This window comes from Chloroflexota bacterium (assembly GCA_034717495.1).
Classification (GTDB): Bacteria; Chloroflexota; Anaerolineae; order JAAEKA01; family JAAEKA01; genus JAYELL01.
Genome location: JAYELL010000063.1, coordinates 20,762 through 35,693, shown reverse-complemented (window position 1 = coordinate 35,693; position 14,932 = coordinate 20,762). Strand labels below are relative to the sequence as shown.

The following is a 14,932-nucleotide window of genomic DNA, read 5'->3' as shown; positions in this document are numbered from 1 at the left end:
TCTGGGCACGCCACCGATGCCAAGAGCCAGGTCGAGGGAGAGGGAGCCGGTGGGGATGGCTTCGACCCGCAGGTCAGCTGCCTCGCCCAGTTTCATGATGGCGCCTTCACCAAAACGCTTTTTGAGAGTGGCCAGGGTTGTTTCCAAGGCCTTATTTTTGCCGTCGCCACGCATAGTGTGCCTCCTGAATATTAGCTTGTCGTGCCCAGATCAATGGGCGTCGGCTGGATGAAAAGCTCCCTGGTTCGATCAACCAGGAAAGCATGTAAAGGCGAGTGTAGCACGAATGTTCTATATTGTCAAATCAGGGGTATGGGAATCCGGGATGCAAATTGCCACCCCTGCTGGGCCGTGCTATAATGCTATGGTTGTGCCCAGGTGCACTTATCTCGGCAGGAAATATTATGGTCTATCGTGCCGGAACCCCTGACTCGACTGGAGGGCAACGAGGAACTTCCCGTGGACAAGCTTCAATTGAACATGGTGCAGGCAGTTCGCACGGTGCCACTCTTTGCCTCGCTCAGGGAGCGGGATTGGGAGGAAGTTGCCAACCTTTTAAACGGTCTTTGCTTTGCACGTGATGGCTTTTTGTTCTTCGAGGGCGAGGAGCCGGAATTCCTCTACGTGGTGTGGATGGGGCGTGTCAAACTTGTGCGGCATTCTGTGGATGGACGAGATGTCGTGCTTGACGTGCTTGGGCCGGGGCGCATGTTGGGCGAGGTTGCCGTCTTCGAAGGGGCTCGCTACGGGCAGACTGCCCAGGCCATGGAAGAGGTCGCGGTGATCAGTATCGCCCGCGATGATTTCCTGGATCTTCTGGAGCGTCACCCAACTCTTGCACTGGCTGTGATCAATGAATTGGGACGGCGGCTTCGGGTAAGCAATGATCTTGTGCAGAGCCTTGCCATTGATCGCGTCGAGCGCCGTATCGCGCGCGCGTTGATTCGTCTGGCCATGTACAACGGCGCAGATACCGACGATGGCATCAAAATCCAGATGCGTTTGACCCGTCAGGATCTGGCCGATATGACGGGAACGACTGTAGAGACAGCGATTCGCGTCATGAGTCGTTTTCGCAAACAGGGATTGATCACAACCCAGCGTGGCCGAGTGATCATCAAAGACTCGGATCTACTGGATTCTGTGGCGAACCAGAGTTAACAGTGGATCAACCTGCTATCCTCGTGGGCCGCTTTGAACCGGACCAACGAACCATGGTGCGGGTCCGGTTGCCCTCGCCTGTGTCAGTCCGCCGACCTGGCCAGTTCTTTCTCCTCCTGTGCGGCGATGACTGCTCTGCAACCCTTCGACGAACTCTCTTTCCTGCACAGATCGATGATTCGGCAGTCCCTTTTCCGGGCAATGCCGACAATCATCCGACCGTCGCCTGGCTCGCCGAAAAACCGCCCGGGTGCCTGGTGGACCTGATGGGACCATTCGGCAATGGTTTCAAGTCTGGATCGATCCCCTTCAGCCCGAGAGGGTGGTTGCTGCGTTGACAACGGACCTGGCACGCTGATGGACCGGCGGAACCCCGGGGCACCGGCGAGGGCAAACACCGATGGGCCATGGCCAGAGGCCGCGGTCAGGGCGTTTCTTCCCTTTGTCTATGGATGGCGGGAGGTCTTTGTGCCGCTGGCCGTGATCGCCCATAGTGAACATGGCGAGGTGTTGGTTACGGCTGCTCTGGCAGTGGCAGCGGCACGGCTCGGGACACTCTTGCTGACCAGGTATGGCAGCAAACGTGTGCCTTCGCAGGCAGGTATTCTGGCAGCGGTAGCACTGCTGTTCCTGGGCCTGTCCCCTGAGGAAGGCCCGCTCAGCATCCTGCTCTGGCTGCTCTTCGGCCTGGCGTGGCCTGTTCTGGAGCAAGGCCTCCGGCAACGCTGGTCGGTGGTTCCTTATGGATTGGGCTGGCTGGTGTTGGCTATGGCTGTGGCCGGTCCACTGGCATTGGGGCCCGGTACGTGGTTGATTGGCGCAGGTTGTCTGTTCCTGGTCTGGCTGCTGGGTCAAGGTGGTGTCTCAGACGGCGGATTCGCACCCAAGGCCGGTGATCGGCCTGCAGAAATCGCGCCGCACGCGAATTGGCTGCCGTTGGCATATAGTGTATCCTATTTGTGCTGGGCCTGGTTGGCACCTGCGCTGCTTTTAAATGCCGGACTCCCTGTAGCGATGGTGGGACTGGCCTTTGCGGCGGCCTGGTTATTCCGTGGCCTGGTCGCGTCCATCGCCAGCGGCTGGGGGAACCGGGCCTTTCCGATGTCTCTGGCGGCCGCGGTGCTGTCGATTCCGACCATTGTAGCCATGGCATGGGCGTCTGAATCGTGGCAACTGGTGGCGCTCATGGTGCTGCAGGGTGGATTGGCAGGATTGGTCTCCCTGAATGAGGCAATTGTGCCTCCGCAGAGCGGAAAAAGTATGCCACCGGCACAGCTGGTGGGTGAGGTAACCGGTCCTCTGCTGGGCGCTGTCTTGCTGGTAATCGGCGGTCCAACGGCTGTGTTTCTGGGCGCTGCGCTGTTTTCGCTGCCAGTTGCGGGTTTGATCTGGCGGCGAAGAAGCATTATGGTGTGAGGTACAAATGAGAGCGGTCGTACAGCGTGTAAGTGAAGCATCCGTAGAAGTAGACAGCCAGATAGTCGGCGAGATCAACCAGGGTTTCGTCGTCCTGCTAGGGGTTACTCACGACGACAGTGAGGAACAAGCTGCATGGTTAGCCCGAAAGATCGCGGGCCTGCGGGTGTTCGAGGATGAGGCGGGCAAGTTTAATCTCTCCCTCGATGATGTGCGCGGATCGGTTCTGCTGGTGAGCCAGTTTACCCTTTTCGGAGATGCCAGAAAGGGGCGTCGGCCCAGCTTCACCGATGCGGCCCGGCCGGAGCAGGCCGAGCCGTTGATCGAAAGTTTCGGCAGGCATTTGAGCGATCAAGGTGTCCCGGTGCAAACAGGTATTTTTGGAGCTATGATGGCTGTGCATCTTGTCAATGATGGGCCTGTGACCCTTTGGTTGGATACTGCGGACCTGATGAACAGGCCCCGAAGATGAAACTCAACTGGAATTGGAGTGAGCACGATGAACGATCAACAACTTGCGACTGATCTGGCTATTGCCGGGGCGATGACCTACGAACTGGATGACTATCTTCTGGATGATCGATTGTATCGACAGATGGTGGTCGAAACGCCGAGCGGTACCAAACAACCAAAGATGACCCTCGGCGCCCTGCTTGAACTCGTCGACAACCTGAGCTGGTATCGGACTGATCTTTCGGCCGAGCAACGAAAAGGCCTGGTCTCGATCGAAAATCGCGTCGGCGCAGCCCGACGAACCTATAGAGACCAGTGGGCGGAGAAGCTGACGCGAGAGATGAAGGCCTTGCTCAGTTCCTGGCAGTGGTATTTGGATGATGTCGGCCGCAATCCGAAGGCTCGTGAGGATTATGCCAGCGAGGTCCACATTCGGAACCGTATCGACATCCTGAAAAGTGCCCTGGCCCGAGCCGACAAGATGACAAGCGGGGAAGGTCAGCAACTGGACCAGCTGGACTCACGCCTTCAGGGCATGTGGCAGAGCGGCGATTATGTGGGGCCGAGCGGGGAAGAGAAACGTTATTCCTCCGAACGCGCCTGGTGGCTCTTTGGCTCGCCGGCAGGTCAGGATTAACCAGGTTTACTGATCGTCAAGTTCGAAAAAGGGTCTCAGTTCGGCCTTGATTGTCTCATCCTGGACCAGCTGCTCGAACTCGTACCAATCCAACGCACCCAGACGCTCGTGCGGCGCGTCGAAAGAGCTCAAAGCTGTCTTAAGATTGGCCTGAGCTGTCGCGAGGTCTCCCTGAATGGCCCAGGCGAGAGCCATCACCAAAGAGGTGTGCAGGATGTGATCCCAATCTGCTGATCTTCTGCGATGATCTTCCAGCAGCAGACTGAGCGCCTGAAGGGGTTGGCCGATCCAGCACATGGCTGTTGCCCGCACCACCAGGGCCTCGGGAAAATCTTCCAGGTTGGTATTGGCGATCTGTCTCCAGAGATAGGTCGCCCGAACAGGGTCGCCGCGGCGGTGTGCTATGGAAGCACGGTAATAATCGGCAACCGGTTTGGATAGCCATTCACTGTCGGTATAGTCCTGGGCTTCGTCGAGCATGTCTGCCATGAGGAACATCTGCAGCAGGACTTCTATAGTTTCATTGATCTGCTCGTTAATCCCGGCTGCTGCTTGCCACGCCTGCGCCGCCTCATGGTAATTTCCTTGCCGATCGTGGTAATCGAAGCGACTGAGGAAGGTCTCAACAAGCCAGGTGTCAGAGTCGGTCTGCTCCGCCAGCCGTTCCATCTCAGCCTGCGCTGACAAAGCCAGCCGAAAATCATCATTTTCCATCGCTGCATCGGCAAGCACCGCCCAGTGATCGAAGTTGTCGCGTTCACTGTTGATCCGGTCAAAATAACTGCCAGGAATATTGGGAACCGAGACTTTCGGTGGGGGTGGTTTTTTTCTCAACGGGGGGGCTCCTCTGTGTTACTGGGCCTTGACCGGGTCAATCGACGAGAGCGGAGAGGGTGATCGATAAAACGATTATCGCAGGGCGCTCTACTCCAAATCATGGTGGCGGCTGGGCAACTTTCCTGGCGGGTAGCGCCGTTGGTTGATGTCCAGTTTCGAGGCCACGGCATCGCTGATGTCCAATTGCAGCGTATTGGCAAATGCCAGGCAGTAGATCAAAACGTCAGCCAACTCGTCGGCTGCTTCCGTCCGTTTTTCCTCATGCTCGCCCGCCTGGCGTGACTGCTCGTTGCCATGCCATTGGAATAATTCCATGAGCTCGGCGGCTTCGATGGCAATGGACATGCTGAGGCTCTTGGGCGTATGGTAGGTTTCCCAGTCTCTTTCGGAAACAAACTCTGACACGGCGGCGCGAAGTTCTGACAGGGTGATGGTGTTATCAGACATGGTTAGCACCTCAATGGATGGCTTTATTCACTTCTGCCGCGGTATTCTGCTGCCAGCATGCCGGCCAGGATCAGAGCACAGCCGGCGATCTGACGCATCCCGAGGACTTCGCCAATCAACAGGAGGCTGAAAATACCGGCGAATACCGGCTCAGCCGAGAATATCAGGGCCGTGTGTGTCGGCGTTGTGTCCCGTTGCGCGCGGCTCTGCAGAAAAAAGGCCAGGGAGGTCGCCAACAGACCGGTAAAGGCTGCGGCAAACCAGACGTTGGCAGTGGGCCAACCGATGGGCTGTTCCGCGAGTCCTGCCAGCCCGAGGCTCAATATCGCTACCGTGACTATCTGGACGAAGGCCAGCTGCAACGGTTGCCAGGCAGGAGCAAAGCGACCGACCAGGAGGATGTGGGCGGCGAACCCTATGGCGCAACAGAACACCAGGATATCGCCCAGGTGAATCGACAGGTCGCTTTCCAGGCTGAGTAGCGCCAGGCCCACGGTTGCCAGGCCGACTCCGGCAATCGCGCCGCGATCTGGTGGTTTCCGGAAAAAAAGAGCCTGGCCGATGGGCACCATCACAACCGATAGTCCGGTGATGAAGCCGGCCTTGGCAGGTGTGGTGAAACGAAGCCCAAAGGTCTGAAAACTGTAGCCGACGAAGAGCGCGATGCCCACAAGAATGCCTGGCAACAGGCTACGTAGCCTGTCAAAACCGACAGTGCCAACGGCATTAAGCCGAAACCCGCTCGAGCGGCGCGCCCGCAAGAAAAAGGGCAGTAGAGCCAGGGTGGCCAGGGAAAAACGCAAGGTGAGAAAGGCGAACACCGGAAACCCGCTCACAGCATCCTGGACCATGACGAAAGTTGCTCCCCAGATGGCTGTAACAAAAAGCAGAGCTGCGTCCGCTGCCAGTTGACCGCGTTTCATGAACAGAAATGGGTGGGGAGAAAAGCGCCTGGTCCACGGTCGGGTGATGCCAGAATCACGATCCAGCTACCAGTCGCAAACCATCTTGCACGGTCTGGACCAGAGTCTCGGCGGCGAGATCAGGCAGGCAGTAGCAGGGGGCGCCCATATTGTCGGCCAGCGCCTGGGCCAGTCCCCGGTCGAAGGCTACATGCTCCATGTTGACGACGACGGAGGGTGTTCCTGCCTGTTCAATGAGACTTGCCATGTGCATGGCTTCTTCCTGGGCCGGCATTCCGGTCATGCTGACATTGCCAGCGCCATCGGTCAACAGGATGATCAGGGGGCGCACCTCTTCATCGCGGCGACGGGCACCTTCGCAAATGCGATGGGCCAGCAGCAGGCCGCTGCTCAGGGGTGTTTTTCCGCCGACGGGGATGTTTTCCAGGGCACGATGGGCCAGGTCAACGCTGGAGGTAGGAGGCAAGATCAAGCGGGCCTGGTCCTTCTGGAAGACCACCAGCCCTACCTGATCGCGTCGCTGGTAAGCGTCCATCAGCAGGCTCATGATCGCACCCTTGGTGGCTTCCATCCGTTCGGCTGCCGCCATAGACCAGCTTGCGTCGACCACAAACAGGATCAGATTGCTGGCGCGCCGCACCCTCACCTTGCGTTGGAGGTCGTGTTTCCGCAACTCCAGGGCCAGTGCTTCTTTGCCCTCAGTTTGCGCTTCCTGCCGGCGCCGGCGCTGGTGGACTGCTGCGGAACGGAAGGTTGCGTCGAAGGCAATGTCGTCAGGGCGATCCCCGGCTGGACGGCTTTTGACATAGCGCCCGCGTTTCCGATCGGTGCGTGTGACGCTGCGTCGTCCCGCCCTTTGACGAGTGAGCCGGTCGAGTGGGGTGTCCAATCGTTTCGACTGGAAGGTCTGACCGACATTGACAGGTCGGTTTCGTCCTTGCTTGTCGCCGGGATTGGTGGCATTGGGTGCTGCGCTATTGGATGGGGGTCCGGTTAGACCGTCGTCGTCTACCGATTCGGACCCCTCCGGGCTTTTTTTGATGGATCCGCCATCTGAGCGCTGGTGCTCTCCGTGGTTTCCGCCTGGGCCTGCTCCTGTGCCCGGCGCAGACGATCCTCCAACTGTCCTTGCTCCAGGGCCGTTTCCTGGAAAGGTTGGCGTTTGAGCCGGTGGGGCAGGGCCAACTCCGCGGCCAGCAGAATATCGCGGTCGGTGATTTGCAGGCGGCCTTCGTAGGCTGCGTGGGCGCGAGCCGCCTTGAGGATCACAATGTCGGCTCTGTGGCCATCGACCTTGAAATCGGCAGTCAAAGCGGCAATGGCAAAGAGGTCACGATCGGAGTAGGTGACCAGTGGCAGCCGGCTGCGGGCCTGCTCAATGCTGTTCGACAGCTCTTCCTCCCTGGGTTCCCATTCCTCTCGAAAATCATCGGGGTTTTGCTCAAAGGCGATCCGTCGCTTGACGATTTCGACCCGGGAGCGTGCATCGTGGATTCCTGTCATATCCACGGCCAGGCCGAAGCGGTCCAGCAGTTGGGGCCTGAGATCGCCCTCCTCCGGGTTCATGGTGCCGACCAGGATGAACTCAGCCGGGTGGGTAAAGCTGATTCCCTCTCGTTCCACCACATTCATGCCCATGGCAGCACTGTCCAGCAGAAGGTCCACGACGTGATCATCGAGCAGATTGACCTCGTCCACGTAGAGCAGTCCCCGGTTGGCGGATGCCAGGACACCCGGCTCGAAGTCCCGCTCGCCCTTTTGAATCGCCTTTTCGATGTCCAGGGTACCGACGACACGGTCTTCCGTCGCGCTGACGGGAAGGTCGATGAAGCTGGTGCGACGCGTGGTCACAGGCAGTACTTCTCCGGCGTCGACACGGGCCCGGCATTCATCGCAATAGGTGGAGGGCATTTCGGGATCACAGCCGAAATGGCAGTCAGAGACGATCCGTATTCCCGGCAAGAGGAAGGCCAGGCCCCTGGCGGCGGTGCTTTTGGCAGTGCCGCGCTCACCGCGAATCAGCACGCCACCGATCTGGGGATTGATTGCGTTGAGCACCAGGGCTCGTTTCATTCGGTTCTGACCGACAACGGCTGTGAAGGGGAAAATGCGTGACATCTGGCTTTGGTCCTTCGGCATATTGCGACAGGGCGAGTGAACGGATCAGCGAATCAGCGGACAAACGAGAATTCCTTCGCTCTCTGTCATAATTCGCACACTCGGGATTATACCCTGATGGCTGGGAATGATGAAATGTCGGAGTATCGGAATGTCAGAGTTTCAGAGTATCAGAGTGTCAGAGTGACATGATCAACCTGCCGGGATCAGTACATCGGAGTTCTGATTGTCCAGCTTGAGATTGACATCATAGGTAGTGAAAGGTATTTCGATTCCTGCTTCATCCAGGGCTTGCTGCAGGGAGGTGTGCACCTTGTCGAACATGCGTCGCGTATCCTCGTAGGACGCGATCCACCAGCGTACCCGAAAGATCATCGCTGTTTCGCCCATTTCGACATAGAGGGCATCCACTGGCTTGTCCTGCAGTACACCGTCCACCTTGCGCACCGTATCAACGATGACGCGACGCGCTGCTTCAATATCGGTATCGTAGTCTATGCCCACATGGGTTTGAATGCGGAAGCGGGGATCGGGAAAGGTGTAGTTGACCACCTGGTTTTTGCCGATGATGGAGTTGGGCACAATCACCATGCGATTGTCGCGCGTGCGGATACTCGTGGTACGTAAACCAATCTCCACCACGTCTCCCCAGGTACCAATTTCCTGGATTTCGATCCGGTCGCCGACCCGGAAAGGCTGGTCGATCAGTACCATGAAACCGGCGATTATGTCGGCCAGTGTATCCTTGGCGGCCAGAGAGAGGGCCAGGCCGGTAAGGCCGAGAGCAGCACTGAAGGCGAGTACGTTGACACCGAAGTGAGAGAGCAGGACAGACACGGCGACCACGGTGGCAAGTACGTAGGTCAAACGGGAAACCGCCGTAATGCCAGGGGCGAGCTGTTCCTCGCGCTGCTCTTCCACTGACTTTGCGCGAAACCACGCTTCTCCCAGCGCGATCGTTTTCCAGGCCATGTGAAATACGACAGCCAGACCCAGAACAAAATAGATGTCTATCAGAACTTGTTTGAAGCCAACACTTAGAAAACCCAGTCGCAATGTGGCCAGATGAAGTGCCAAAATAACCACCAGCCATCTCAGCTCGGAACTCACGTCCTGGAGGAGTTGGTCATCAAAATCGATTCGGGTGCGTTGAACGAGGGGAGGCAGCAGGCGGCGGATTATCCAGGTACCGATGAGGTAGCTGAGGCCGACCATCAGCAGTGAGATTGCCAGGTTAATCCAGTCGGCTTCATCAAGGCCCAGAAACCCTGCACCATCTGCGCGAGCAAAGCGCTTTTCCACTTCTTGAGAGATCGGTCCCGGTTCTGTCGCGGGCAAAGGCTCACGGGGCTGGATCACCTCCGCAAGAGGATCCTCGTTCGTTTGCGCTTCACTCTTCTGGTTGCTGGCAGGGATTGCCTCCATCGTGCTCGCCTGATCTGCCACTGCCTGTTCCGCTGGGGCTGGCGCCTGGCTGCAGGCGGCAAGCAGCAGCAGCGTGACGAACATCGTGAATAGGACTGCACTTCGTCTGGTCATATCTCGGCTCTCCTGAAGAATATGTCAATATGTCAAGATGCGGAACCATGACATTCTGACATGCTGACATTACATTCTGACACGGCAATCACATTGCTCATCACTTCCAGAAAATATTACTGCGCCGGTTCCAGTGTCGTCTCGACAAACTCGAGCACCCGGTCAAAGACCATGTAGGTGGACTCGGTTGGGTAACGAGCGTCCAGGTAGTGGGTCGTATCCTCGTAAAGCAGAAGCTCATGAGGAATGCCGGCATCAGCCAGGGCGGAGTCCATGGCTGATGCCTGATTAAAGGGAATGATCTCATCGTTGTAGGTGTGGATCACCAGGGTGGGTGGCAAGTAATTGGCGAAGTGAACGGGCGAGAGCCGGAGGAAGAAGGCGGGGTCGCGATCGGTGCGTCCCATGGCTGCCACTGCCAGGTCATAGGGAGGCGGAATCGTCAACTCCTGATTGACGCTGTAGAGGGATTGCACGCCGAGGAAAGCGTCGCTGATGCCCCCAATATTGATCACTGCTGCCGGCGCCTGGTGCGGTTCGATATCCCTCAATGCCCGGTAGAGAATCAGCGAGCCGAAACTGCCGGAGATGAGGATCCAATCGTCGGCTGGCTGGCCCAAAGGACTCAGTTGGCCGGCTTGCCACAGTTCAAGAGCCGCCCGGAAATCCCGCACATGCGCTTCTATGTCCAGGCCACGGTCCTTGTCCGGCCCCACCGCCAGCAGGGCGTAACCGGCGCTGGTCAGTGCCACCGAAGCCGGATCCCAGTTGATTGGTTCGCTTGGATAGATCATCGCCAACGTCGGCAAGGGACCGTCGGGTGGATCGGCAGGCAGGTAGATGAGCCCGCCGTCAATGGTTGCACCGTCGAGGGTGAACGTGAAGGGAATCCGGCTGGCGAGGGATGGCTGCGGGAATCGGGAGCTGGCAAGTTGAGCTGGACCGAGCTGCAAATTCAGAGGTGTTAGCGGTTCGGGGACAGCTTCGGCAAGCCTGAAATCGACCGTGGTGGGCTGCCCAGCCCGGATTCGCACAGGGTTTGCTGTTTGCTGCTCATATTGCCACGCCGTTGCCACCGGGACATAACGACCTGGCGGAATACCGGTGATGTGAAACCGTCCCTGGGAATCGCTGCGCGCGTCGAATGATTGCCCGCGCGCCGTGGCGACCAGGGCGACGGCGTCGGAAACCGGTTTTCCCTGTTCGTCGCGGATCGTGCCCGTGAGACTGCCTCGATGGGCCGGATCATCGCTGCCGGGGACAAGCAGGGGCGGAAAGGCCTTGCGGACCCGGTAATCTACGATGTTCCAAATGGCCTGGCCATCCGCGGAACAGGCGCTCAAGCCGACGACCATCAGGATCATCAGCAACGCTGTTCCCAGGACAGTGAAGCGTGCCTTCTTGGCCTCTTCCGATCGGAATGATTGATGAGTACTCATAGTAAAAGGGGCGTAGGAGCTAGCTAATAGTCAATTGCCAATGGCCTCTCGCCGATGCGAATGCATCCCGTCCCCGCCAACCGGCGTCCCTTTGGGATTGGGAACGGGGCAATTCAGCCAGCGCAACGCCTCAATGAGCGCGTTATCGACAAGGAATTGTCGATAACGATACTGAAAGCGCTTGAACAAAGGGCCACTTAATTGTAGCCTGTCTGAAGGGCACCGTCAACTGGCTGTTGACAAATCGAATAAAGCGAGGTATTTGTATAGGGGTTTGAGCATTTCTTTTCAGGAGAGACACATGGGTTCTGGATCCCTAGAAGGCCAGATGGTTTCTACAAAAGGAAACAAGGCGGTCACCACGTGGCTGTTTATCGTCTGTGGGCTGATTATCTTCATGGTCGCGTTTGGTGGCCTGGTTCGACTGACTCATTCGGGACTATCCATCGTCGAGTGGAATGTCATTTCAGGTGTCTTGCCGCCCATTGGGGAGCAGGCCTGGCAAGCGGAATTCGCCAAATACCAGCAGACTCCGGAGTTTCAGCTGGTCAACCGTGAGATGATGCTGGATGGCTTCAAGGGGATATTCTATCTGGAGTGGTTTCATCGGCTGGTGGCTCGACTGGCAGGGCTTTTTGTCGTGATCCCCCTGCTCTATTTCCTGATCAAGGGTATTATTCCCTGGCGAGACTCCCTGGCCTATATGCTGATTGCCCTTGTGTTCGCCTTTCAGGGATTCCTGGGCTGGTACATGGTCAGCAGTGGACTGGTCGATCGTCCAGCCGTCAGCCATTATCGACTGACAGTTCATCTTCTGGTAGCCCTCGGTCTGCTCGCGCTGACATTGTGGACTGCGCTCAATCGCGTTTATGGGACGCCGAAGCTGGAGAAGGAAGTTACCCGATCCGCCAGTTTCTGGCTGGCCGTCCTTACGACGGTGATATTGGTGATCCAGATTGCCTACGGTGGCCTGATGGCAGGTTTGAAGGCAGGTTACGTTTCCAACACCTTTCCTTTGATGTTTGGCTATCTCATACCGCCCGGATTGTTGTCGGTCGTCGAGCCCTGGTGGCGCAACCTGATCGAGCTGGCTGCCACCGTACATTTCACGCATCGCTGGTTTGCCTTCGTTGTCCTGATCTTTGCGGTCATATTGACGATCGTCACCGGGCGCCGCGGTGCCTCGCAAACAATTACAAAAAGCCTGCTCCTGCTAATCGTGTTGGCCTGTTTCCAGATCGTTTTGGGCGTGAGCGTGATCTGGATGCATGTTCCCATTGTGCTGGCCTTGCTTCATCAATCGACAGCGATGGCGATGTTCGTGGTACTAATCTTCGTGGATCAGCGAATATTGGGCGAGGGCGTCGGGCAGGCGAGCCAGGTTTCCAGTGAGGGACCTCTTCCAGGATCGAAGTCCACCATTGCGCCCTGAGCAATGAACTGCTTTGCCGTCAGGATGAGCTATTGGGCGCGATAAGCGAGCGCCGTGGCCGATCGACCTGCTCCAGTTCGCCCTGGAGGATGACGATGGCGTAGCAGATATGTTGCTGGACTGGCTGGACTATGTGGTGGGCTGAGATGTGCGGGTGAGTCTCATCAGCCGTTGTTGTTGAAAGGAGCGAAAATTCGTCAGGAGCAATTGGCATTCTAAACGAAGGAGCATTTACGTAGGAGCATTCACTATGGAACTTGACCTGAATCCCATCATCACGGCTCTTCTGACCTGGGGCCTAAAACTCGTGGCGGCCATCGTCATCTTTTTGGTGGGCCGCTGGCTGGCCGGTGTCATCTCCCGCATGGTTCGCCGTGAACTCGAAAAGCGGGACACCGATGAAGCGGTCGTTCGCATGGCCGCCACTCTGACCAATTTAGCGGTGATAGGCCTGGCAATCGCCTTTGCCCTGGGCACGCTGGGAATCGAGACTGCCGCATTGGCGGCGCTGGTGGCGGCGCTGGGCCTCGCCGTGGGCCTGGCGTTACAGGGCGCTCTCTCGAATTTCGCCGGCGGGGTGCTCATTCTCACCTTCCACCCCTTCCGGATCGGCGATCTGGTGGAGATCAGCGGCCAAACAGGCGTGGTCGAGGACATACAGCTCGTGAACACGGTACTGGTAACGGGCGATCAGAAGACAGTGATTATCCCCAACGGGGTGGTAACGTCGGACACGATCATCAACTACTCCGAAAAGGGCATCCGCCGGGTGGATATGGTTTTCGGAATCGGGTACGACGATGATATGCAGAAGGCCAAACATATTTTGACGGAGATGGTCATGGCCGATGAGCGCGTGCTGCACGATCCGCCGCCGACGGTACGGGTTCTGGAGTTGGCTGACAGCAGTGTGAACTTTGCCGTGCGGCCCTTCGTGAAGATCGACGACTATTGGCCCCTTTTCTTTGATTTTACCGAGAATATCAAGACACGTTTCGATGCCGAGGGAATCTCGATTCCCTTCCCTCAGCAGGATGTGCATCTGATCCAGCCCAACGGCAGCGGATGATTGGGGCTACATCTCAACAATCACGAGCCGGGCACTGCAATGTAGGAGAGCAGCGCCCGGCTTTTTTGATAGAGAACTGCGTTCTTGCGAATAGAAGGTGTGAGATTGCCACGTCGACCTCGCTTGCGCTCGATCTCCTAGCTCACACCTCTCGGTGGCCTTACCTAGCTAGCTCACGCACCGTCTGCTGACGTCTCGCACCGCTTGCTAGCGTCACGGTACGCCTAGCTCACGCACCGCCTGCTGGCGTGCTGCCGTGGCGTCGCAATGATCACTATGAACCTAATGTCAGCTGAAGTGTCAGGCATCGCTCAGGTGAACAGTGGTTCCATCGCCAATGTCTGTGCATCGGCAGCCATCGCTTCATTGCTGGGCCCCTGCTCGAATCGGCTGGCCGCATCCAATATCTTCGGCAACAGATGGATATCGCCGGCTGTGTTGAGGAAGATGCCAGGGCGTGCCAACACGAAGTGAACGGCCCGGTCGATGTGGGCTTGCTGCTCAAGAGGTTCATACCAGACCGAACGGGTTTGTGGCCGATCGCCCCAGGGGCGCCGGTTCAAGGCCTTGATGGTCTGAAATGCCACATTACGTTCCTGGCATAGTTTCAGCAGAGCCTCGAAGTCCCTGGCATATTGCTGGTCCTGCATCATGACGTAGAAGTAGGGCAGCAACACAGAATCAAAGTCGAAGCGGTCCAGGCTGCGCAAGTGTCGGGCGGCAACCTGGACGCCGTGCCCGGTCACACCGATGAAACGAACCAGCCCCTCGTCGCGGGCCTCGATGGCTGCTTCCAGCGCGCCGCCGGGGCCCATGGCAGTTTTCCACTGCTCTTCATCCACCAGGAAGTGCAGCTGAATCAGGTCTACCTGGTCGACGCGCAGTCGTTCCAGGGAACGCTGGATTTCCTCGCGGGCTTCCGCGTAGGTGCGTTTTTCCGTCTTGGTGGCCAGGAAGAACTGGTCGCGGCAGGTGTCCATCCATGGTCCAATGCGCAACTCGGCGTCACCGTAACTGGCTGCTGTATCGATGTGATTTACGCCATACGAGAGTAACACCTCCAGGGTTCGATCGGCCTCTTCCTGGGTTACCCGGGAGAGGGCGGCTGCGCCAAAAAGGGTGCGGGTGCTCAGGTGTCCGGTGCGTCCGAAGGGAATCTTTTCTATCATGGTAACCTCACTTTTTTTGCGAGGGGTTGGATCAGCAAAGCCTGACCGGGTCTCCCTGCAAGTTGAAATGGTGATGAGAGAGTTCTCATAAGCTTTTTCATTATATCAGGATCTGCCGTATCCGGTAATTGTTGACTGGAGTTACGCAGATCGCATATTGAGAATCGCACGTTTCGCCATAGCCCTGGAAAAGCAGGACCGCTGCTGGGGGCGGACCAGGCTACGGCCCCAGTCTGTCTCTTTCTTGTTGCGCAGTTCCGTTTCAGGTATACTTCCTGCGCCATTCAGACAG

The 14,932-nt window shown here is 57.6% G+C and carries 15 protein-coding genes; 6 read left to right on the top strand and 9 right to left on the bottom strand.

Annotation, left to right across the window (positions count from 1 at the left end; translation table 11 throughout):
* Positions 1-174, bottom strand: a 174-nt coding sequence (locus tag U9R25_12545; protein MEA3336735.1) for a DNA recombination/repair protein RecA, incomplete at its 3' end; no start/stop codon positions are given.
* Positions 175-414: 240 nt separating this feature from the next.
* Here U9R25_12545 and U9R25_12540 point away from each other — a divergent pair.
* The 4 genes from U9R25_12540 to U9R25_12525 all read left to right on the top strand — a co-directional run bounded on the left by U9R25_12540 (position 415) and on the right by U9R25_12525 (position 3,667).
* A complete protein-coding gene (locus U9R25_12540) occupies positions 415-1,161 on the top strand; it encodes a Crp/Fnr family transcriptional regulator (protein ID MEA3336734.1) in 747 nt (248 codons plus the stop codon).
* 282 nt (positions 1,162-1,443) lie between these two features.
* Positions 1,444-2,577 (top strand): hypothetical protein, encoded by a 1,134-nt coding sequence (locus U9R25_12535; protein MEA3336733.1) that lies wholly within the window; start codon positions 1,444-1,446, stop codon positions 2,575-2,577.
* A 7-nt stretch (positions 2,578-2,584) separates the two neighbouring features.
* Positions 2,585-3,049: a D-aminoacyl-tRNA deacylase gene (gene dtd / locus U9R25_12530; GenBank protein ID MEA3336732.1), complete on the top strand. Its 465-nt coding sequence runs from the start codon at positions 2,585-2,587 to the stop codon at positions 3,047-3,049.
* A gap of 27 nt (positions 3,050-3,076) precedes the next feature.
* Positions 3,077-3,667: a hypothetical protein gene (locus tag U9R25_12525; GenBank protein MEA3336731.1), complete on the top strand. Its 591-nt coding sequence runs from the start codon at positions 3,077-3,079 to the stop codon at positions 3,665-3,667.
* 6 nt (positions 3,668-3,673) lie between these two features.
* Here U9R25_12525 and U9R25_12520 read toward each other — a convergent pair whose 3' ends face one another.
* From U9R25_12520 to U9R25_12490, 7 genes are all read right to left on the bottom strand, one after another.
* On the bottom strand, positions 3,674-4,501 hold the full coding sequence (locus U9R25_12520) for a hypothetical protein (protein MEA3336730.1): 828 nt from the start codon (positions 4,499-4,501) through the stop codon (positions 3,674-3,676).
* Positions 4,502-4,591: 90 nt separating this feature from the next.
* Positions 4,592-4,951 (bottom strand): nucleotide pyrophosphohydrolase, encoded by a 360-nt coding sequence (locus U9R25_12515; GenBank protein MEA3336729.1) that lies wholly within the window; start codon positions 4,949-4,951, stop codon positions 4,592-4,594.
* A 23-nt stretch (positions 4,952-4,974) separates the two neighbouring features.
* Entirely contained in the window at positions 4,975-5,874 is a 900-nt protein-coding gene (locus tag U9R25_12510) for a DMT family transporter (GenBank protein ID MEA3336728.1), read from the bottom strand.
* 55 nt (positions 5,875-5,929) lie between these two features.
* Positions 5,930-6,763 (bottom strand): VWA domain-containing protein, encoded by an 834-nt coding sequence (locus U9R25_12505; GenBank protein ID MEA3336727.1) that lies wholly within the window; start codon positions 6,761-6,763, stop codon positions 5,930-5,932.
* 119 nt (positions 6,764-6,882) lie between these two features.
* Positions 6,883-7,992 carry an ATP-binding protein gene (locus tag U9R25_12500; GenBank protein ID MEA3336726.1) on the bottom strand — a complete coding sequence of 370 codons (1,110 nt, stop codon included), beginning with the start codon at positions 7,990-7,992 and terminating at the stop codon, positions 6,883-6,885.
* 192 nt (positions 7,993-8,184) lie between these two features.
* Positions 8,185-9,531, bottom strand: a complete 1,347-nt coding sequence (locus U9R25_12495; protein MEA3336725.1) for a mechanosensitive ion channel family protein — start codon at positions 9,529-9,531, stop codon at positions 8,185-8,187.
* Between the two features lie 116 nt (positions 9,532-9,647).
* Complete coding sequence (locus tag U9R25_12490; protein ID MEA3336724.1) at positions 9,648-10,970, bottom strand: carboxypeptidase regulatory-like domain-containing protein; 1,323 nt, start codon at positions 10,968-10,970, stop codon at positions 9,648-9,650.
* Positions 10,971-11,298: 328 nt separating this feature from the next.
* Here U9R25_12490 and U9R25_12485 point away from each other — a divergent pair, with 328 nt between their 5' ends.
* Together U9R25_12485 and U9R25_12480 are read left to right on the top strand one after the other, a co-directional pair.
* Positions 11,299-12,402 (top strand): COX15/CtaA family protein, encoded by a 1,104-nt coding sequence (locus tag U9R25_12485; GenBank protein MEA3336723.1) that lies wholly within the window; start codon positions 11,299-11,301, stop codon positions 12,400-12,402.
* Positions 12,403-12,652: 250 nt separating this feature from the next.
* The gene (locus U9R25_12480) at positions 12,653-13,471 is read left to right on the top strand and encodes a mechanosensitive ion channel (protein ID MEA3336722.1); all 819 of its coding nucleotides are present in this window, start codon (positions 12,653-12,655) and stop codon (positions 13,469-13,471) included.
* A gap of 311 nt (positions 13,472-13,782) precedes the next feature.
* Here the strand turns inward: U9R25_12480 and U9R25_12475 are convergent, their stop codons facing one another.
* Entirely contained in the window at positions 13,783-14,640 is an 858-nt protein-coding gene (locus U9R25_12475; protein ID MEA3336721.1) for an aldo/keto reductase, read from the bottom strand.
* Positions 14,641-14,932 lie beyond the last annotated feature (292 nt).

Excerpts from the sequence above, each read along its gene's own strand:
- dtd (MEA3336732.1), top strand. The coding sequence starts at position 2,585 with ATGAGAGCGGTCGTACAGCGTGTAAGTGAAGCATCCGTAGAAGTAGAC.
- U9R25_12480 (MEA3336722.1), top strand. The coding sequence starts at position 12,653 with ATGGAACTTGACCTGAATCCCATCATCACGGCTCTTCTGACCTGGGGC.
- U9R25_12500 (MEA3336726.1), bottom strand. The coding sequence starts at position 7,992 with ATGTCACGCATTTTCCCCTTCACAGCCGTTGTCGGTCAGAACCGAATG.
- U9R25_12475 (MEA3336721.1), bottom strand. The coding sequence starts at position 14,640 with ATGATAGAAAAGATTCCCTTCGGACGCACCGGACACCTGAGCACCCGC.
- U9R25_12485 (MEA3336723.1), top strand. The coding sequence starts at position 11,299 with ATGGTTTCTACAAAAGGAAACAAGGCGGTCACCACGTGGCTGTTTATC.
- U9R25_12495 (MEA3336725.1), bottom strand. The coding sequence starts at position 9,531 with ATGACCAGACGAAGTGCAGTCCTATTCACGATGTTCGTCACGCTGCTG.
- U9R25_12490 (MEA3336724.1), bottom strand. The coding sequence starts at position 10,970 with ATGAGTACTCATCAATCATTCCGATCGGAAGAGGCCAAGAAGGCACGC.
- U9R25_12510 (MEA3336728.1), bottom strand. The coding sequence starts at position 5,874 with ATGAAACGCGGTCAACTGGCAGCGGACGCAGCTCTGCTTTTTGTTACA.
- U9R25_12515 (MEA3336729.1), bottom strand. The coding sequence starts at position 4,951 with ATGTCTGATAACACCATCACCCTGTCAGAACTTCGCGCCGCCGTGTCA.
- U9R25_12525 (MEA3336731.1), top strand. The coding sequence starts at position 3,077 with ATGAACGATCAACAACTTGCGACTGATCTGGCTATTGCCGGGGCGATG.
- U9R25_12535 (MEA3336733.1), top strand. The coding sequence starts at position 1,444 with ATGGTTTCAAGTCTGGATCGATCCCCTTCAGCCCGAGAGGGTGGTTGC.